This window comes from Angustibacter luteus (assembly GCF_039541115.1).
Taxonomy (GTDB): Bacteria; Actinomycetota; Actinomycetes; order Actinomycetales; family Angustibacteraceae; genus Angustibacter; species Angustibacter luteus.
This window is the reverse complement of sequence record NZ_BAABFP010000008.1, coordinates 163522-182108: the sequence shown is the minus strand read 5'-3', so window position 1 is coordinate 182108 and position 18587 is coordinate 163522. Positions and strand designations below refer to the sequence as shown.

Sequence of the window (18587 nt, the reverse complement as noted above, 5' to 3'; positions counted from 1 at the left end):
TCCGGCGGCCACCACGTGGCAGGGGAGTGATCGTGCTCGAGCTCGCGCAGGCATCGGCCATCGGGTTCGGCACCCGTCGCTGGACGGGGGCCGACGACGAGGAGCGCACCCTGGCCATCGCGCTGGACCGCGGGTGCTCCCTCGTGGACGTCGCGGGGCCCGCTCCCGAGCAGGCCGAGACCGCAGTCGGGCGGGTGCTGTCCCGCCGACTCGACGACGTGGCCGTCGTGGCGAGCACCGGCGAGCTGGACCCGCACGCGGTGGTGCGGCGGGTCCGGGTCGCGGCGTCCCGGCTGCGGCGGGACCGGCTCGACGTCCTGGTGCTCGACCCGACCAGGCTGCTGATGGCGGACGCGGCGCCGGACCCCGAGCAGGCGGCGGTCGACCAGGCCGCCGTCGAGCAGGCCCTGACGGCTGCCTTCGCCACCTGCGAGCTGCTGGGCGACCGCGGTGAGCTCGGCTGCTACGGCGTGCGGATCGGCACGTCCCAGGCGGCCGGCGCGCGGCTGCTGCAGCGCTGGGTGGAACTGGCCCGGGCGGTGCGCGGGGACCACCGGCTCGCCGTCGTCCAGCTGCCCTGCTGGGCGTGCGCGGGCCGGGGCGGACCGAACGACCTGGTGCTCGCGGCGCACCGGACGGGGCTGCGCGCCCTGGGCACGGACCCGCTGCCGGTCTGGCCGCGCGCCGGGGCCGCGCCGCTGGCCACCTGCCAGCAGCACCTGCTGGACGGGGTCGACCACGTCGTCGTGGACCCGAAGGACGCGGAGCAGGTCCGGGCGATGCAGAGCCTGCTGCCACTGCGATCTGCGGCCTAAACGCGCCGTTCCCCTTGTGCTTGCGCTCTCAACGGCATTGGATGAGGCCATCGAGCCACAGCGTCGTGTTCTGCTCGCGCACCTCTCGGGTGGACCTTCGCGCACCGCATCCGTGGAGGCCGCATGACCCGTGTCACCGTCACCGTCGACGGAGTCCAGTACAGCGACGACGTCGAGCCCCGACTGCTCCTCGTGCAGCACCTGCGCGAGAACCTCGGCAAGACCGGCACCGTGATCGGGTGCGACACCAGCAACTGCGGCGCCTGCACCGTGCACCTGGACGGGGTGAGCGTGAAGTCCTGCACGGTGCTCGCCGTCCAGGCCGACGGGCACGAGGTCACCACCATCGAGGGGCTGGCCACCGACGGTGAGCTGCACCCGATGCAGGCCGCCTTCCACGAGCACCACGCCCTGCAGTGCGGCTACTGCACCCCCGGCATGATCATGTCGGCCTGCGCGCTGCTCAACGACAACCCGGACCCGTCGGAGGACGAGGTCCGCGAGGGGCTCGAGGGCAACCTGTGCCGGTGCACCGGCTACCAGAACATCGTGGCCGCGGTGCAGGCCGCGTCGAAGGCCGGTGCGCGGTGACCGCCGTCGACGACCCGACCGCCACCGCGGAGGTCGGCCGGGCCCGCCGCCGCAAGGAGGACCAGCGGCTGATCACCGGCCGCACCCGCTGGACGGACAACATCACGCTGCCCGGCATGCTGCACCTGGCCTACGTGCGCAGCCCCTTCGCGCACGCCACGATCACCTCGATCGACACGAGTGCGGCGCTGGCGTCGTCCGGCGTCGTGGCCGTCTACACCGGCGCCGACCTGGACGCCGAGCAGGGCGGCCTGCCCAACGCGTGGCCGATCACCCCGGACATGAAGGCCCCGCGGCACCCGGCGCTCGCCGTCGACCACGTCGCGTTCGCCGGCGAGGCCGTCGCGGTCGTGGCGGCGCGGACGCTGCGCGAGGCCCGGGACGCCGCCGAGCTGGTGGACGTCGACTACGACGAGCTGCCCGTCGTGCTGGACATGGCGGCCGCCGTCGAGGACGGCGCCGCCCTGGCCCACCCCTCGCTGGACAGCAACGTCAGCGCCGTCTGGGTCTTCGACTCGGCCGAGGCCGGCACGGGCACCGACGTCGACGCCGCCATCTCCGACGCGCGGCTCAACGGCGTGGTGATCGAGCGCCAGTTCCGCCAGCAGCGGCTCGTGCCGGCGTTCATGGAGCCGCGCTCGGTCGTCGTCGACCCGACCGGTGAGCAGATCACCGTGTGGAGCGCGACCCAGGTGCCGCACTTCGTTCGGATCTTCCTGGCGCTCGGCACCGGCGTCCCGGAGTCCAAGATCCGGGTCATCGCGCCGGACGTCGGCGGCGGGTTCGGTGGCAAGCTCCAGTTCACGCCGGAGGAGCTGATCACCTTCCTGGTCGCCCGCCGGCTCGGCAAGCCGTGCAAGAGCACCGAGACCCGCACCGAGTCGATCCTGACCGCGCACCACGGGCGCGACCAGATCCAGCGGCTCACGCTGTCCGCCACCAAGGACGGCACGGTCACCGGCTTCAAGGTCGACCTGCTGGCCGACATGGGCGCCTACCTGGGCCTGGTCACCTCGGGCGTGCCGATCCTGGGCGCCTTCATGTTCACCGCCATCTACAAGTTCCCGGCGTACCGGTTCACCTGCACGAACGTGTTCACCAACAAGACCTGGACGGACGCCTACCGCGGCGCCGGCCGGCCCGAGGCCACCTTCGGCATCGAGCGGATGATGGACGAGCTCGCCGCCGAGCTGGGCCGCGACCCGCTCGAGGTGCGCGAGCAGAACTGGATCAAGCACGAGGAGTTCCCGTTCACCACGGTCGCCGGGCTGGAGTACGACTCCGGCAACTACGAGGCGGCCACCGAGAAGGCCAAGGAGCTGTTCGGCTACGACGCGCTGCGTGCCGAGCAGCAGCAGCGCCGGGACAGCGGGGACGCCGTCCAGCTCGGGCTGGGGATCTCCACCTTCACCGAGATGTGCGGGCTCGCGCCGTCCCGGGTGCTGGGTGCGCTCAGCTACGTCGGCGGCGGCTGGGAGTCGGCGTCCATCCGAATGCTGCCCACGGGCAAGGTCGAGGTGCTGACCGGCGCCAGCGCGCACGGGCAGGGCCACGAGACGGCCTTCAGCCAGATCGTCGCCGACCGGCTCGGCGTCGCCTTCGAGGACGTCGAGGTGCTGCACGGCGACACCCAGATCTCGCACAAGGGCCTGGACACCTACGGCTCGCGCTCGCTGGTGGTCGGCGGCATCGCCATCGTGAACGCCGCCGACAAGGTGATCGAGAAGGCGCGGCCCATCGCGGCGCACCTGCTCGAGGCCAGTGAGGACGACCTGGAGTTCACCGGCGGCAGGTTCAGCGTGCGCGGCACCGACCAGGGCGTCTCGATGGGCGAGCTCGCGTTCGCCGTCTTCCAGGGCCACAACCTGCCGGACGGCGTGGAGCCGACCCTGGACTCCGACGCGACCTTCGACCCGGAGAACTTCTCCTACCCGCACGGCACGCACCTGTGCGCCGCCGAGGTGGACACCGAGACCGGTGCGGTGAAGCTGCGCTCGTACGTGTGCGTGGACGACATCGGCGAGGTGATCAACCCGCTGATCGTCGAGGGCCAGGTGCACGGCGGGCTCGCCCAGGGCATCGCGCAGGCGCTCTACGAGGAGGCCGTGCACGACGACCAGGGCACGCTGACCACGGCGACGTTCGTGGACTACCTGCTGCCCACCGCGGTCGACCTGCCGCACTTCACCACGGACCGGACGACGACGCCGTCCACCACGAACCCGTTGGGCGTCAAGGGGGTCGGCGAGGCCGGCACCATCGCCTCGACGCCGGCCGTGGTCAACGCGGTGCTGGACGCCGTCCGGCACCTCGGGGTGTCCGACATCGAGATGCCGCTGTCCCCGCAGCGTGTCTGGCGGGCGCTGCGGGACGGTGCCGCCGGTGCCGCCGGCGAGGCCGCTGCGGCCGTGCCGCACTGGGAGGAGCCCGCGCAGTCCGGCGGGGTCGAACCGTCGCCCACCCGAGCCGAGGGCTCCGACGAAGGGAGCCCGGCATGATCCCCGCGGCGTTCGACTACCACGCGCCGACCTCCGTGGACGAGGCGCTGCAGCTGCTCGCTGCCGCCGCGGCCGACGGCAAGGACGTCAAGGTCATGGGCGGTGGGCAGAGCCTGATACCGGTGCTGCGGCTGCGGCTCGCGGCGCCCGAGGTCATCGTCGACCTCGGCCGGATCGGCGACCTGGCCGACGTCCGCGACGACGGCGACGCCCTCGTCATCGGCGCCATGGCGACCCACGACACGGTGCTGCGGCACGAGCTGGTCCGCCAGCACGCGCTGCTGCTCGCCCTGGCCACCGAGACGGTGGCCGACCCGCAGGTGCGGCACCGCGGCACCTTCGGCGGCGCGCTGGTGCACGCCGACCCGGCTGGTGACCTGCCGGCCCCGACGCTCGCGCTGGGCGCGGAGATGGTCATCGCCGGGGCCGGCGGCGAGCGGCGCACCGTGGCCGCGGCCGACTTCTTCCAGGACCTGTTCACCACCGCCGTCGGCGAGGGCGAGCTGCTCGTCCAGGTCCGGGTGCCGAAGTACACCGGCTGGGGTGCCTGCTACGAGAAGTTCAACCGGATCTCGCACGCCTGGGCGATGGTCGGGGCGGCCGTGGCGCTGAAGGTCGAGGGCGGCACGATCGCCGAGGCCCGCGTCGGGCTGACCAACATGGGCTCGGTGCCGGTGCGGGCCACCGGGGTCGAGGCCGCGCTGGTCGGCCAGCGGGCGACGTCCGACGCGGTGCGGGTGGCGTGCGCGGCGGCCGGTGACGGGACCACCCCGCCCACGGACGCGAACGCCGACGCCGACTACCGACGTCACCTCGCGGGGGTGCTGACCGGCCGCGCCGTGCTCAGCGCCGCCGGGGCCTGAGGCTCTCGGATGGAGCTGCAGCACACGTTCACCGTGCCCATCGGGATCGACGAGGCGTGGGCGGCGTTCACCGACATCGAGCGGATCGCGCCCTGCCTGCCCGGCGCCGTGATCACCTCGGTGGACGGTGACGACTTCGAGGGCACGGCCAAGGTCAAGCTCGGCCCGATCGCCCTGCAGTACGCCGGCAAGGGCACCTGGGTCTCCCGGGACGACGCGACGTACAGCGCCGTCATCGAGGCGCAGGGCAAGGACAAGCGCGGCAACGGGACGGCGGGCGCGACCATCAGGGCGCACCTGGAGCCCGACGCCGCCGGCACCAAGGTCGTCGTCGACACCGAGCTGAAGATCACCGGGCGCCCGGCCCAGTTCGGCCGCGGCGTCATCCAGGACGTCGGTGGCAAGCTGCTCGACCAGTTCGCGCTGTGCCTGTCCACCCGCCTCGCCGAGCCCGCCGCCGCCGCCGACGTACCCACAGCGTCCGAACCTACGGCGTCCGAACCCACCGGGTCCGAACCGATCGCACCCACAGGTGAGATGCCTTCGGACGCTACGGGCGAGCCGGTGGCCTCCGCGCCGCCGGTGGAGGCCGCCGTCCCGCCGCCGGTGGCGATCCCGCCGGGGCCACCCGCGGAGCCGGCCGAGGTCAACCTGGGCAGCGTCGTCGGCCCGGTCCTGCTCAAGCGCTACGGGCCCTGGGTCGGTGGCCTCGTGGTGGTCGCCATCATCGTCTGGGCGGTCACCCGGGGCTGAGGGCTTCGGGCAGGGGCTCGGCGTGGACGACGGTGAGCCCGGTCACCGCACGGGTCAGGACGACGTACAGCCGGCGCAGGCCGGTCCGCTCGTCCGGCTCGGCGGCGGCGATCGCGGCCGGTTCCACGACGACGACCCGGTCGAACTCCAGGCCCTTGGCGACCGTGGCCGGGACCAGGTGCAGCCGGTGCGCGCCGTCCTCGTGGTCGGCCGTGCCACCGTCCAGCTCGTCGTCGCGGCCCAGCCGCAGGTGCTCGAGGCCCGCGGTTGAGAACGCCCGCGCCACGGCGGCGACCTCCGCGTCCGCCACGATGACGCCGACCGACCCCTCGATCGCCAGCGCCGACCGGGCCGCCTCGACGGTCGCGGGCACGACGTCGTCCGCGGCCACCGCGCGCAGCTCGAGCACGCCCGGGTCCTCGCGGACCGACTCGGGCGCCGCCAGGCCGGGCGCCATGAACGGCAGCAGCTGCGCCGCGAAGTCGATGACCGCCGAGGGCACGCGGAAGCCGCGGACCAGCTCCTCGACGTGCGCGCCGTCCTGACCCAGGTGCCGCAACGACTCGGCCCAGGAGCGCGTCGACCAGGGCGTCGTGCCCTGCGCGATGTCGCCGAGCACGGTCATCGACCCCGTGGAGCACCGTCGTCCGACGGCCCGCAGCTGCATGGGGGACAGGTCCTGCGCCTCGTCCAGCACCACGTGGCCGAGGGAGGGGGTGCGGGTCAGCACGTCCTCGACCTCGTCGACCAGCACGGCATCGGCCGGCGTCCACGGCGCCGACCGCGGGCCGCGGGCCGGCGTCGGCCAGGCGAGCAGGTCCTGCTCCGCCTCGGACAGGATGCCGTCGGCGCTCGCGGCCAGCAGGTCCCGGTCGGACAGCAGGGTCATCACCAGCCGGGGTGCATCCACGGCCGGCCACACGGCGTCCACGTACGCCTTCACCGGGCGTGAGCGGGCCACCGCGTCCTGCACCCGGTCGTCCGGTGAGTCGCCGGCCTCCTCCATCAGCAGCAGCACGGCGTGCGCCAGCCGGTGCGACAGCATGGCCCGGGCGGCCGAGTACCGCACGCCTCGGGTGCGCAGCTCGGTGAGGATCTCGCGCACCTCGTACGCCGGTACCCGCCAGCGCCGCGAGCCGCGCGGCACGACGAGGGCGTCGTCCGGCTCGCGCACCGTGGCCCACACCGCGCGGGACAGCACCTCCGCCATCCGCGCGTCGCCCTTCAACGTGGCCAGGGCGGCCGGCTCGCTCGCCCGCACCGGCACGGAGCCGACCAGCTGCTCGGCCGTGGTGTGCGCGACCTCGATCTCGCCGAGCGCCGGGAGCACCGACCCGACGTGCTCGAGGAAGGCGCGGTTCGGGCCGACGACCAGCACGCCGCTGCGGGCCAGCCGCTCGCGGTAGGCGTACAGCAGCCAGGCCGCCCGGTGCAGCCCCACCGCCGTCTTGCCGGTGCCCGGCGCTCCTTGCACGCAGACCGTGGTGGACACGTCGGCGCGCACGATCGCGTCCTGCTCGGGCTGGATGGTGGCGACGATGTCGCGCATCGGCCCGACGCGCGGCCGCTCGATCTCGCCGGCCAGGATCTGGCTGCGCTGCTCCGTCTCGCCGGCGTCGGTGAGGTGCTCGTCCTCGTACGCCGTGATCCGCCCGTGGTCCACGCCGAACCGGCGGCGCAGCCGCACGCCCATCGGCTCGGCCCGGCTGGCCCGGTAGAAGGCCCGCGAGACGTCCGCCCGCCAGTCGATCACCACCGGGTCGCCGGCCTCGTCGGCCACGTGCCGGCGGCCGATGTACCAGCGCTCCTCGGGGTCCGGGGGTACGGCGTCGGTGTCGATCCGGCCGAAGAACAGCGTGGACGTCGGGTCGTCGGCCAACGACGCGGCCCGGTGGTAGAGCGTGGCGGCCAGGAACTCGCTGGACACCCGGTCCCCGCCCTGCGCCTCCAGCGACAGCGTCCGCTCGCGCATCCGGGCGAGCTGCGATCGGGCCCGCTCCAGGTAGCCGCGCTCCGCTTCGAGGGGATCCGGATCAGCGGCAGGCACGAGGATCGACCTTACGCGGGTAGCATGTCCGGCGCACAGGGTTATTGCGTCGGGGGTGGGACGGCGCCACGTCGGCCAACCCGGAGACCCCGTGAACCGCTCGTCCACCCGTGCCCTCGTGGGCCTCGCCGGGCCCACCTTCCTGCCGCTCGGCTTCCTCGCGAAGCTGCCGCTGGCCATGGGTCAGCTGGGCATGCTGCTGGTCGTCGCGGACCGCACGGACTCGTACGCGACCGGCGGCCTGGCGGCCGCCGCCATCGGCCTCGGCTCGGCGATCGGCGCCCCGGCGGCGGGCGCGTCCGCCGACCGGTTCGGCCAGCGCATCGTCCTGCTCGTGGTCGGCCCGCTGTACGCCGCCGGGATGCTGGGCGTCCTCGCCCTCACCCGCAGCGGCGCCTCCACCGGGGCGCTGGTCGCGGCCGGGGCGCTGGCCGGGCTGTTCGCGCCGCAGGTGGGGCCGCTGGCCCGGGTGCGCTGGGTGGCGTTGATCCGGCGCGCCGGCGAGCCCGAGGCGGAACGCCAGCGGGTGACCCAGGCGTTCGCGCTCGAGGGCGCCACGGACGAGGCGAGCTTCGTCGCCGGCCCGGCCCTGGTCGGGCTGCTGGCCAGCCTCGCCGGTCCGCAGTCGGTGCCGGTCGTGATCGCCGTCCTGTCACTGACGGCGGTGACGGCGTTCGCGCTGCACCCCACGGCCCGCGTCGTCCGGCCCTCGCACACGCCGCACCTGACCGCAGCCCGGCGTGGCGGGCTGCCGGGCGGGGCGACCACGGTGCTGCTGCTGGTCGGCGGCGCCCTGCTGGGTCTGGTCTTCGGCGGCACCCAGGTCGGCGTCACCAGCCTGACCGCCTCGCTGGGCCATGCGGGCGCCGGCGGGTTGGTCTACGGCCTGCTCGGCCTCGGCAGCGCGCTGGCCGGGCTGGCGAGCGCCCGCATCCCGCAGCGGTTCGCCCTGCCGGACCGGCTGGTCGCCTTCGCGCTCGCCCTCGCCCTGCTGTCGCTGCCGCTGCTGCTGGTCAACCAGCTGTGGACGGTGTCCCTGGCGGTCATGGCGTTCGGCTGCGCGGTGGCCCCGTACCTCATCGTGCTCTACGCGCTCGCCGAGCGGGCCACTCCGATCGAGCGGGCCGCCACGGTCATGACGATGCTGTCCAGTGCCGTGATCGTCGGGTACGCCGCCGGGACCGCGGTGGCCGGCGTCCTCGCGGACGACCACGGCCACCGGGCGGCTTTCGCCGTCCCGGTGGCCGCGGGGTGTGCTGCGTTCGTGCTGGCCGTGCTCAGCCGTCCCCGGCTCAGCCGGCCGACTTCTTGGTGAGCGTCGCGCTGACGCTCTGCTGCTTGCCGTCCCGCACGATGGTCAGCTCGACCTTGCTGCCGACCGAGCGCTCGCGGATCTGAGCGACCAGCGACTCCGAGCCGTTCACGGACTCGCCGTCCACGGCGATGATCGCGTCGTCCTTCTTCAGGCCGGCCGCGGAGGCCGGGCTGTTCGCGGTGACGTCCCCGACGATCGCGGCGTTGCGCTCGGCCTGGTCCTGCTTGACCGAGCCGTCCTTCAGGCTGACGCCCAGGAAGGGGTGCTCCGCGGTGCCGTCGGCGATCAGCTGGTCGGCGATCGACTTGGCCTCGTTGATCGGGATCGAGAAGCCGAGGCCGATGCTGCCGGCCTGGCTGCCGGCGCTGGCACCGAGCGAGGCGATGGACGACGGGACGCCGATCACCCGGCCGTTGATGTCGACCAGCGCGCCGCCCGAGTTGCCGGGGTTCACGGCCGCGTCGGTCTGGATGGCGTTGGTGACCACGGTGCTGTCGGTGCTGGAGCCCTGGCTGGGCTGGGTGGGCTGCTGCTCGCCCTGGCCGGGCAGGCCGGGGATGGTGCCCTGGCCCTGCTGGTCCTGGCTACCCTGGTCGCCCTCGGTCTCGTTCGACGTGGTGACCGGGCGGTCCAGCGCGCTGACGATGCCGGTGGTGACCGTGCCGGCCAGCCCGAGCGGGTTGCCGACGGCCATCACGGGGGCGCCGACCTTGACGGCGTCGGAGTCGCCCAGGGTCGCGGGGGTGAGGTTGGTGGCGCCCTTCATCTGGATGACGGCGAGGTCGGTCGAGGGGTCGGTGCCGACGACGGTCGCGGTGTAGGTGAGCCCGCCGGACGTGGTCACGGTCAGCTTGGCGTCGCTGCCGACACCGGCCACCACGTGGTTGTTGGTGAGCACGCGGCCCTTGGCGTCGAGGATGACGCCGGAACCCTGGGCGCCGCCGCTCTGCGTGGTCGCGGTGATCGCGACGACGCTCGGCTCGACGGCGGTGGCCACCTTGTTCCAGTCCGGCGCGACGGCGCTGGCCTGGGAGACCGGGCCGGAGCCGGTGCCGGCGGCAGCGTTGCCGCTGCTGTGGTTGCCGCTGCTCGAGACGTTCGCGGTGCTGTCGTCGTTCGTGGCGGCGAGCACCCCGGCGGTGGTCCCACCGGCGACGACGGCGGCTACCACGGCGGCGACGCAGACGTCGACCCAGCGCGGGCGGCCGTGGCCACCGGTGCCGTGGGTCGGGGTCGGCGGAACCGGCGGGGCGCCGGCCGGCTGCTGGCCGTAGGGGTTCGTCTCGCCCAGCGCGAGCGGCGTCGTGCTCTCGTGCGCCGGCGTCGAGGGGCCGTACCACTCGATGGTGGGCTCGGCGTCCTGGGTGCTCGTCGCGGTGGACTGCGATGCCTGCGGCTGCGGTTCGGTCATCTGGCTCATCCTGGCTCTCACCTCTGTGTGGGGGTCTGAGTCAAGGACACCTCACGCAGTTGGCTGGGCGCTGGGCTCTTCCTGGGAGTGGCCTGTGAATGCGAGCCCGTTGCGGACCAGCGGCAGCCGGACGGCGAAGGTGGCGCCGCCGCCGGGGGTCTCGCTGACGCCGACCTGGCCACCGTGGGCGCCCACGATCGCGGCGACGATGGCCAGCCCGAGGCCGGAGCCGCCCGAGCTTCGTTGCCGCGACGCGTCGGCGCGGAAGAAGCGTTCGAAGACCTTGCGGGCGTGGTCCGGGGCGATGCCGGTGCCGTGGTCGCGGACCTCGACGATGCCGAAAGCGCCGTCGTGGCCCACCGCCAGCTCGACGGGGGAGCCGGCCGGGGTGTGCCGCAGCGCGTTGGCCACGAGGTTCGTGACCACCTGGCGCAGCCGGGGTTCGTCGCCCAGCACCTCGATGGGGCCGAGCGGCTCGCCGCCGCGTCCGGTCAGCCGGACGGAGCGGGCCGGGTCCAGGGCGCGGGCGTCCTGCACGGCGTCCGCCGCGACGACGGTGAGGTCGACGGGCACCCGCTTCTCGTCGCGCTGCTCGTCGAGCCGGGCGAGCGTGAGCAGGTCCTCGACGAGGCCGCCCATCCGGGTCGCCTCGTTCTCGATGCGGCGCATCGTGGTGTCGAGGTCGGCCTTCTGCGTGACGGCGCCCTGGCGGTACAGCTCGGCGTAGCCGCGGACGGCGGCCAGCGGCGTGCGCAGCTCGTGGCTGGCGTCGGAGGCGAAGCGGCGCATCCGCTCCTCGGAGGCGGACTGCACGGCGAAGGCCCGCTCGATCTGGCTGAGCATGGCGTTCAGCGACGCGGCCAGCCGGCCCACCTCGGTGGACGTCGGGTGCTCCGGGACGCGCCGGGACAGGTCGCCGGCCGCGATGGCTCCCGCGACGTCCTCGACCTCGCGCAGCGGGCGCAGGGTCTGCCGGACGATCAGCGCGCCAGCAACACCGACCAGCACGAGCACGATGACGCCGACCACGAGCAGGATGACGGCCATCCGGGTCACGGTGTCGTCGACGTCCCGCAGGCTCTGACCGATCACCAGGGTGCCCGGGCCGAGTTCGGCGTCGGTCCCCTGGACGGCGACGACGCGCCAGTGGCCGCCGCCCGTCGCGCTCTGCACGGTGAACGGCTTGCCGTCGTGCTGGGCGACGACCTGGTCGGTGATCGCGTCCAGGTCCGGGCTGCCGGAGCCGATCCGCCGGCCGATCGGGTAGTTGCCACCGGTGTCGGGCAGGAACACCCCGAACGTGGACGTCGGGATGCCGCGCGGTGACTGCTGCTGTTGCTGCTGCTGCGGGCCGGAGTCGGGGTTGCGCACCAGGACCTGCTCGGTGGCCAGGATCTGGTCGTCGACCTTGCTCACCAGCTGGCCGCGCAGCAGCGTCACGGCGAGGGTGCCCATGATCGTGAGCGCGACGAGCGCGAGCAGCACCAGGACCGCGACCAGCCGGTCGCGAAGAGAGACCCGGTCGAGCCGGGCGGCCAGGCCTGCTTCAGCCACGTCAGCCTCGCTCGGGGGGCAGCCGCAGCACGTAGCCGACCCCGCGCCGCGTGTGGATCAGCGGCTCGAGGGAGTCGGCGTCGATCTTGCGCCGCAGGTAGGAGATGTAGGACTCGACGATGCCGGACTCGCCGCGGAAGTCGTAGTCCCAGACGTGGTCCAGGATCTGAGCCTTGGACAGCACCCGGTTGGGGTTGAGCATCAGGTAGCGCAGCAGCTTGAACTCGGTGGGGGACAGGTCGACGAGCCGCCCGCTCCGCCGCACCTCGTGGGAGTCCTCGTCGAGCTCGAGGTCGGCGAACGCGAGCCGCGCGCCGTCGTCCGCCTCGAGCCCGCTGGTGCGGCGCAGCACGGCGCGGATCCGGGCCACGACCTCCTCCAGGCTGAACGGCTTGGTGACGTAGTCGTCGCCGCCGACGGTGAGGCCGGTGACCTTGTCCTGGGTGTCGTCGCGCGCGGTGAGGAAGACGACGGGCATGCGCCGTCCCTGGTCGCGCAGCCGGCGGGTGACGGCGAAGCCGTCCATGTCGGGGAGCATGACGTCCAGCACGAGCAGGTCTGGTCGCGTGGTCTCGGCGAGCTTCAGCGCGGTGGCGCCGTCGGCTGCCGTGTGCACCTCGAAGCCCGCGAACCTCAGGGACGTCGAGAGCAGCTCACGAATGTTGGGCTCGTCCTCGACCACGAGCAGTCGAGCCTCTGGCGTACTCGAAGCGGGCATGCCCCACCACCTTCCTGCGCACCAGTGTGGGGGCAGAGTCTGGGAGTTGGCTGAACGCACGGTGCACGCTGGCCCCACGACGCGTTCAGCGTGTCGCGGGCCAACCCGCTCCGGTCGGGCGACCCATGCCGGTTTGGCATGCGCATGCCCCCATGGCATTCGACGCTCGAGCCGCGCCCTTTTCCTGCGGTTACTCCCGGCGAGGTGCCCTCGACAGAGCGTGGCGAAGGAACCGTTGCTCGTCGTTCGTCAGTCGCAGGGAGCCCACCGGTACGACTCGCACCGGTGCGCCGTCGTCGAACACGTCGCCGGGAAAGGTCCCGGCCCACGGTGGCGTGACCAGGGTCGCTGCCGGTGGCTCGGCCACGGTGCGGAACACCAGCCGTCGGCTCTCGCGCTCGGCCACCACCGTGCGCTCGTCGGGCCCCGCTCGGAGGCTGATCACCGAGGCACGGCACGCGGCCGCCAGCTCGGCCGCGTCCAGGCTGGGCGGCACCAGGAACTCGATGTCACCCACCGGGAGGGGCAGGCCGTGCAGCCGTGCGCCCAGCGTCCCGTCCACCACGACCGGGACCAGGCTGGGCAGCATCGCGACCGCGCGCTGGTCGAACACCAGGTCGTCGAACCAGTCCAGCGCCGGCCGCGACTGCTCGAGCTCGAGCATCCGGGAGACGTGCGATTCCAGGGGTTCCAGCGCGATCCGCGGTTGCAGGTCGAGGGCGCCCAGGAGCAGGGTGAAGACCGTCCAGGAGGTCGGTCGGGCGCCGGTCTCGAGTCGGGACACGACCGACTGTGAGACGCCGGCGCGGACGGCGAGCTCCCGCTGCGTGAGCATCGCCCGCTCCCGTGCCTGTCGCAGGACCAGTGACGGCGCGTCGGGCGCACCGGGCGCGTGGGGGTCCACCTGAACAGTCTGGCGCGGACGGCGAGCGGTCAGGCCTCGCCGTCCACAGGGCCGGTCAGGACGTCGGTCGCGTCGATGATGCGGTAGGCGTAGCCCTGCTCGGCGAGGAACCGCTGGCGGTGGGCTGCGAAGTCGGCGTCCACGGTGTCCCGCGCGACCACGGTGTAGAACCGCGCGGACCGCCCGTCGCCCTTCGGCCGCAGCACCCGGCCGAGGCGTTGGGCCTCCTCCTGGCGCGAGCCGAAGCTGCCGGACACCTGGATCGCGACGCTCGCCTCGGGCAGGTCGATGGAGAAGTTCGCCACCTTGCTCACCACGAGCAGCTGGATCTCGCCGGTGCGGAACGCCTCGAACAGCTTCTGTCGCTGGGTCACGGTGGTCTCGCCCTTGATGACGGGCGCGTCCAGGTGCTCGCCCAGCTCGTCCAGCTGGTCGATGTACTGCCCGATGACCAGGGTGGGCTCGCCACGGTGCTGCTCGACCAGCCGCTCGACCACCTTCGTCTTGACGTCGGACGACGCCGCCAACCGGTAGCGGACGTCGGGCTCGGCCGTCGCGTAGGCCAGCCGTTCGCGCTCGGGCAGGCTCACCCGCACCTCGACGCAGTCAGCGGGGGCGATGTACCCCTGCGCCTCGATGTCCTTCCACGGGGCGTCGTACCGCTTCGGGCCGATCAGGCTGAAGACGTCGCCCTCGCGCCCGTCCTCGCGGACGAGCGTCGCGGTCAGGCCCAGCCGCCGTCGGGCCTGCAGGTCCGCGGTCATCCGGAAGATCGGCGCCGGCAGCAGGTGCACCTCGTCGTACAGGATCAGGCCCCAGTCGCGGGCGTCCAGCAGGTCCAGGTGCGGGTAGACACCCTTCCGCTTCACGGTGAGCACCTGGTAGGTCGCGATGGTGACCGGGCGTACCTCCTTGCGGGCGCCCGAGTACTCGCCGATCTCGTCCTCGGTGAGCGAGGTGCGCTTGAGCAGCTCCTCGCGCCACTGCCGGGCAGACACGGTGTTCGTCACCAGGATCAACGTGGTCGCGCTGGCCCGCGCCATCGCCGCCGCCCCGACCAACGTCTTGCCCGCCCCACAGGGCAGCACCACGACGCCGGAGCCGCCGTGCCAGAAGTTGTCCACCGCCTCGCTCTGGTACGGCCGCAGGTGCCAGTCGCGCAGGTCCAGCTCGATCGCGTGCTTCTCGCCGTCCACGTAGCCAGCCAGGTCCTCGGCCGGCCAGCCCAGCTTCAGCAGCACCTGCTTCAGGTGCCCGCGCTCGCTCGGGTGCACCGCCACCGTCTCGGTGTCCAGCCGGGCGCCGACGAGGGGCTGCACCTTCTTGCTGCGCAGCACCTCCTCGAGCACCGGCACGTCGCTGGCGTGCAGCACCAGGCCGTGGCTGGGGTGCTTCTCGAGCCGCAGTCGACCGAACCGGTCCATGGTCTCGGCGACATCGACCAGCAGCGAGTGCGGCACGGGGTAGCGGCTGTAGGTGAGCAGCGTGTCCACCACCTGCTCGGCGTCGTGCCCGGCGGCCCTGGCGTTCCACAGCCCCAGCGGGGTCAACCGGTAGGTGTGCACGTGCTCGGGAGCGCGCTCGAGCTCGGCGAAGGGCGCGATCGCCTTGCGGCACGCGTCCGCCTCGGCATGGTCGACCTCGAGCAGCAGCGTCTTGTCGCTCTGCACGATCAGCGGTCCGTCGGGTGCGCTCACCAGGACAGTGTCTCAGGACGCACTGTCAGTGCCCGTTGTCAGTGCCCGTTGTCGGTGCCGTCTGGCAGCGTGCCCCTCATGTCGCGAACAGTGCAGATCGTCTTCGACGCCGCCGAGCCCGCGAAGGTGGGTGACTTCTGGGCCTCGGCTCTCGGGTACGTCCGGGAGTCGCCGCCGGAAGGGTTCGACACGTGGCCCCAAGCCTTGGAGGCGTTCGGTGTGCCCGAAGCGCTGTGGGACTCCGCCGACGCCGTCGTCGACCCCGACGGATCGGGCCCACGGCTCTTCATCCAGAAGGTGCCCGAGGGCAAGACCGTCAAGAACAGGGTCCACCTCGACATCCGGGTCAGCGCGCGGGGTGACGACCGCGAGGTCGCCGACGCGGCCGTGCTCGCCGAGGCCGAACGGCTCGAGTCGATCGGCGCGAGTCGCGTCGAGTGGCGCGAGGGGATGGGCTCGCGCTGGCTGGTCATGCAGGACGTGGAGGGCAACGAGTTCTGCGTGACGTGACGTGACGTGACGTGACGTAACGGGCCGTGGCTGGGGCCGCCGACGTCAGCTCATGTTCCCCATGCTGCCTAGGCCCACGATGAGGCCGACGAAGAGCACGCTCAGCACGATGCCGACGATCGCGCAGATGCGTCCGGCGGTCACCACCCCGGCGCCGACGAAGCGGCCGCCCGACTCCTCGATCTCCCGCTTCGCGCCTCCGGCGAGCACCACGGCCACGATGCCGGGGATGACGCCGACGCCGCAGAAGAAGGACAGGACGATCGAGGCGATCCCGCAGATCAGGACGCCGATGGCCTTACCCGGCGTCGTCGCGTAGCTCGCGTACTGCTGCTGGCCGTACTGCTGGCCATAGGCCGGCGGCTGGCCGTACTGCGGCGGCTGGCCGTAGGCAGGAGGCTGTCCGTACGCAGGTGGCTGTCCGTACGTGGGCGGCTGGCCGTAGGCCGGGGGCTGTCCGTACGGCGGCGGCGGCTGGGGTGCAGGGGGTGGCTGCGGTGCAGCCGGCTGCTGTGGGGCGGGCGGCGCGTACGGGTTGTCGTCGCGGTTGTCGTCGCGGTTGTCGTCGTGGCTCTCGCCGGGCACCGGCGTCGTCTCGTCAGGCACGTCGTCACCCTAGCGATCGGGGTGACCTCCGGGCCTGGATTCGTCGACCGACGCCGGCGCGACCCCTGTCACCCGGTGCACCGAGAACGAGCGGACCTCCTCGCGGCTGTGGTCGAACGCCGTCACCCGCCCGCCCTCGACGCTGAGGGGTTCGACGACGCGGCGCTCCACCCGGCCGGTGCCGTCGGCGTAGCCGATCCACACCCTTTGCCGGCGCTCGATCGCCTCGCGCAGCACGGCGAGCGTGTGCGTCGGCTCGGTCGGGGCCAGGGCCGGACCGGCTGGCGCGGGTGCGGGCGGCGCCGCCGAGCGCAGCGCCCGGACCACGGCCTGCAGCAGCGGGTCGGCGGCGGGGGTGACCTCGCCGCGGGTGGGGGCTGGGGGCTGGCGCAGCGGGGTGCGGCGGGCGTCCGGACGACGCACCACCACCTCGCCGGTCGCGGACTCGGCCGCCGGGGCCAGGCCCATGGACCGCAGGACCTGCAGGACGGTCGCCGGCTCCGCCTGGGCCGCCAGGACACTGGGTGCCAGCGCGCGCAAGGACAGCGGGGCCGCCCGCCGGTCGGCCATCAGCTCGCGCAGCACGCTCTCGTCGTCACTGCGCACGAAGGACTTCGCGGCGCCGACCCGGATCCGGCCGTGCCGACGGGCGACGTCGCGCACCAGGTACTCCAGGGGTTGGGGCACCGGCGTCCGGCTGGCCTCGCCCAGCTCGGCGAGCAGCTGCTCCGCGGCCCAGCCGCTGTCCAGGGCTCGGCGCACGCTGTCCGGGGTGAACCGGTAGACGGTCGCGCCGCCGCGGGACTCGACGTCTGCGGCCAGGTGCATCAGGCGGCCGAGGTCGACCTCGAGCGGACCCGGAGCCACCGCGGTGAGGTCGGCCTGCAGCAGCACGTGGTCGACCGGGGCCGGCAGCAGCGCGGCGACCACCTGCTCGACCTCGTCGTCGTCACCCGCCAGCAGGGCGCGACCCGCCGCGCTGAGCGCGCCCCGGCCGGTCACGCCCAGCAGCTCGGCTTCCTGCACGGTCCAGCGGGCGAGCTGCTCGGCCAACGAACCGGTCCGTCGAGGCCGCCGCCACCGCAGCCGGCTCAGCAGGGTCTCCACGTCCGGCGCGCTACCCGTGGGAAGCTCGGCGAGCACGGCGAGCACGCTCTGCCGCACGCTCGCTGCCGGCGCCCGGTCCACGTCGGCGGACAGGGCCGCGCGCACGGTGTCGCGGTCGTCGCGCTGGCCGACCAGCTCCGGGACCCGCGACATGCCCAGCCACGCTCCGGCGATCCGGCGCCACCGTCCGGCCGGCGGCTCCGACGTCCACGCGTCGTAAGCCGGGGTCGGCGCCCACGACGCGCCGACCTGGCCGTCGTCCGCGACGAGCCCCGCCGCGTACGCCAGCTCGATGACGACCGCTGCGGCCGGCTCGGGGAGGTCCAACGCGGCCGCCGTCCGGCGCAGGTCGCGGACGCCGAGGCCACCGGAGCGCAGCACCGGCGGCGGCGTCACCCCCCAGAGCTCACCGAGCTCGGCGACCAGCCGGAGCAGGTCGCTGGCCGCCCCACCGGCCGCGGCGTCGACCAACCGCGGGGCCCGCTCGCTCGCCGCGATGGCGGGTGGCTCCGGCTGGACGTCGCGGTGCACCCGTCCGCCTCGCAGGTGCAGGCCGACCTCGCGGGGCAGCACGACGTGGTCCGGGTCCAGCACCGCGAGCAGGCGGTGGGCCAGTAACCACTCCACCGGCGACCGGGCCGTCGTCCGGCTGGTCGGCCGGTCCGCGCCCCGCACGGCACCTACGGGCGACTGCCAGACCAGCCGGTCCAGGACCTCCCGCGCCCCTTCGGGTGCCTGGGCGAGCAGCGCGTCCACCTCGGCGCCGTCGGGGGCGGTCGGTGAGGGCGGCCCCAGGCCGGCGGGGAACGGTCCGAGCGTGTCCCGCACGGTCAGCACCAGTCGCAGCGCGGCATCCCGACCCCAGACCAGGGCGAGGTCCCGCAGCCGGTCCAGCGTCGCGGCCAGGCTCGTCGGCCGGACGCCGAGCAGCCGCGCCACGTCCGTGCGACTGGCCGGGTCGGGCAGCGCCGCGAGCGCGTCAAGGACCTGCAGCTCGAAGGTGTCCAGGCTGTCGAGCACCCGGTGCACGCTGGCCCGGGTCGTGCAGCGGGCGGCCACGGTCGTCAGGTCGTTCGGCAGCGGGGTCATCACGTCCGGGCGGGCGCGCAGCAGGGCGACGAGCCGCGCGTCGTCCCACGACCGCAGCTCGTCGGCGAGACTGCGTGGTGCCGCAGCCGGTCGAGTAGCCATCCGCTCT

15 protein-coding genes are annotated in these 18587 nt (G+C 73.6%); 7 read left to right on the top strand and 8 right to left on the bottom strand.

Annotation, left to right across the window (positions count from 1 at the left end; translation table 11 throughout):
• The first annotated feature begins 32 nt into the window (after positions 1 to 32).
• The 5 genes from ABEB17_RS17910 to ABEB17_RS17890 all read left to right on the top strand — a co-directional run bounded on the left by ABEB17_RS17910 (position 33) and on the right by ABEB17_RS17890 (position 5520).
• Entirely contained in the window at positions 33 to 815 is a 783-nt protein-coding gene (locus ABEB17_RS17910) for an aldo-keto reductase family protein (protein WP_345718112.1), read from the top strand.
• A 123-nt stretch (positions 816 to 938) separates the two neighbouring features.
• On the top strand, positions 939 to 1406 hold the full coding sequence (locus tag ABEB17_RS17905; protein WP_345718111.1) for a (2Fe-2S)-binding protein: 468 nt from the start codon (positions 939 to 941) through the stop codon (positions 1404 to 1406).
• Entirely contained in the window at positions 1403 to 3904 is a 2502-nt protein-coding gene (locus tag ABEB17_RS17900) for a xanthine dehydrogenase family protein molybdopterin-binding subunit (protein WP_345718110.1), read from the top strand. The genes ABEB17_RS17905 and ABEB17_RS17900 overlap by 4 nt, the downstream gene beginning before the upstream one ends.
• Positions 3901 to 4767, top strand: coding sequence for an FAD binding domain-containing protein (locus ABEB17_RS17895; protein ID WP_345718109.1), 867 nt, complete (start codon positions 3901 to 3903; stop codon positions 4765 to 4767). The genes ABEB17_RS17900 and ABEB17_RS17895 overlap by 4 nt, the downstream gene beginning before the upstream one ends.
• Before the next feature lie 9 nt (positions 4768 to 4776).
• Complete coding sequence (locus ABEB17_RS17890; RefSeq protein WP_345718108.1) at positions 4777 to 5520, top strand: SRPBCC family protein; 744 nt, start codon at positions 4777 to 4779, stop codon at positions 5518 to 5520.
• On the opposite strand, the gene ABEB17_RS17885 is transcribed toward ABEB17_RS17890, so the two are convergent.
• Positions 5507 to 7567, bottom strand: coding sequence for a HelD family protein (locus ABEB17_RS17885; RefSeq protein ID WP_345718107.1), 2061 nt, complete (start codon positions 7565 to 7567; stop codon positions 5507 to 5509). The two genes, ABEB17_RS17890 and ABEB17_RS17885, sit on opposite strands and share 14 nt — an antisense overlap.
• Positions 7568 to 7658: 91 nt before the next feature.
• Here ABEB17_RS17885 and ABEB17_RS17880 point away from each other — a divergent pair, with 91 nt between their 5' ends.
• Entirely contained in the window at positions 7659 to 8882 is a 1224-nt protein-coding gene (locus ABEB17_RS17880) for an MFS transporter (RefSeq protein WP_345718106.1), read from the top strand.
• On the opposite strand, the gene ABEB17_RS17875 is transcribed toward ABEB17_RS17880, so the two are convergent.
• The 5 genes from ABEB17_RS17875 to ABEB17_RS17855 all read right to left on the bottom strand — a co-directional run bounded on the left by ABEB17_RS17875 (position 8860) and on the right by ABEB17_RS17855 (position 15166).
• Complete coding sequence (locus tag ABEB17_RS17875; RefSeq protein ID WP_345718105.1) at positions 8860 to 10293, bottom strand: S1C family serine protease; 1434 nt, start codon at positions 10291 to 10293, stop codon at positions 8860 to 8862. The two genes, ABEB17_RS17880 and ABEB17_RS17875, sit on opposite strands and share 23 nt — an antisense overlap.
• 51 nt (positions 10294 to 10344) lie before the next feature.
• Complete coding sequence (locus ABEB17_RS17870; RefSeq protein WP_345718104.1) at positions 10345 to 11847, bottom strand: sensor histidine kinase; 1503 nt, start codon at positions 11845 to 11847, stop codon at positions 10345 to 10347.
• Position 11848: 1 nt separating this feature from the next.
• Positions 11849 to 12565, bottom strand: coding sequence for a response regulator transcription factor (locus tag ABEB17_RS17865; RefSeq protein WP_345718103.1), 717 nt, complete (start codon positions 12563 to 12565; stop codon positions 11849 to 11851).
• A 190-nt stretch (positions 12566 to 12755) separates the two neighbouring features.
• The gene (locus ABEB17_RS17860) at positions 12756 to 13469 is read right to left on the bottom strand and encodes a helix-turn-helix domain-containing protein (RefSeq protein ID WP_345718102.1); all 714 of its coding nucleotides are present in this window, start codon (positions 13467 to 13469) and stop codon (positions 12756 to 12758) included.
• Between the two features lie 29 nt (positions 13470 to 13498).
• Positions 13499 to 15166, bottom strand: coding sequence for a DNA repair helicase XPB (locus tag ABEB17_RS17855; protein WP_345718101.1), 1668 nt, complete (start codon positions 15164 to 15166; stop codon positions 13499 to 13501).
• A 78-nt stretch (positions 15167 to 15244) separates the two neighbouring features.
• Between ABEB17_RS17855 and ABEB17_RS17850 the strand changes: the two genes are divergently transcribed.
• On the top strand, positions 15245 to 15676 hold the full coding sequence (locus ABEB17_RS17850; protein ID WP_345718100.1) for a VOC family protein: 432 nt from the start codon (positions 15245 to 15247) through the stop codon (positions 15674 to 15676).
• 45 nt (positions 15677 to 15721) lie between these two features.
• Here the strand turns inward: ABEB17_RS17850 and ABEB17_RS17845 are convergent, their stop codons facing one another.
• Positions 15722 to 16282: a hypothetical protein gene (locus tag ABEB17_RS17845; RefSeq protein WP_345718099.1), complete on the bottom strand. Its 561-nt coding sequence runs from the start codon at positions 16280 to 16282 to the stop codon at positions 15722 to 15724.
• A 9-nt stretch (positions 16283 to 16291) separates the two neighbouring features.
• Positions 16292 to 18580 (bottom strand): helicase C-terminal domain-containing protein, encoded by a 2289-nt coding sequence (locus tag ABEB17_RS17840; protein ID WP_345718098.1) that lies wholly within the window; start codon positions 18578 to 18580, stop codon positions 16292 to 16294.
• Between the last annotated feature and the right edge of the window lie 7 nt (positions 18581 to 18587).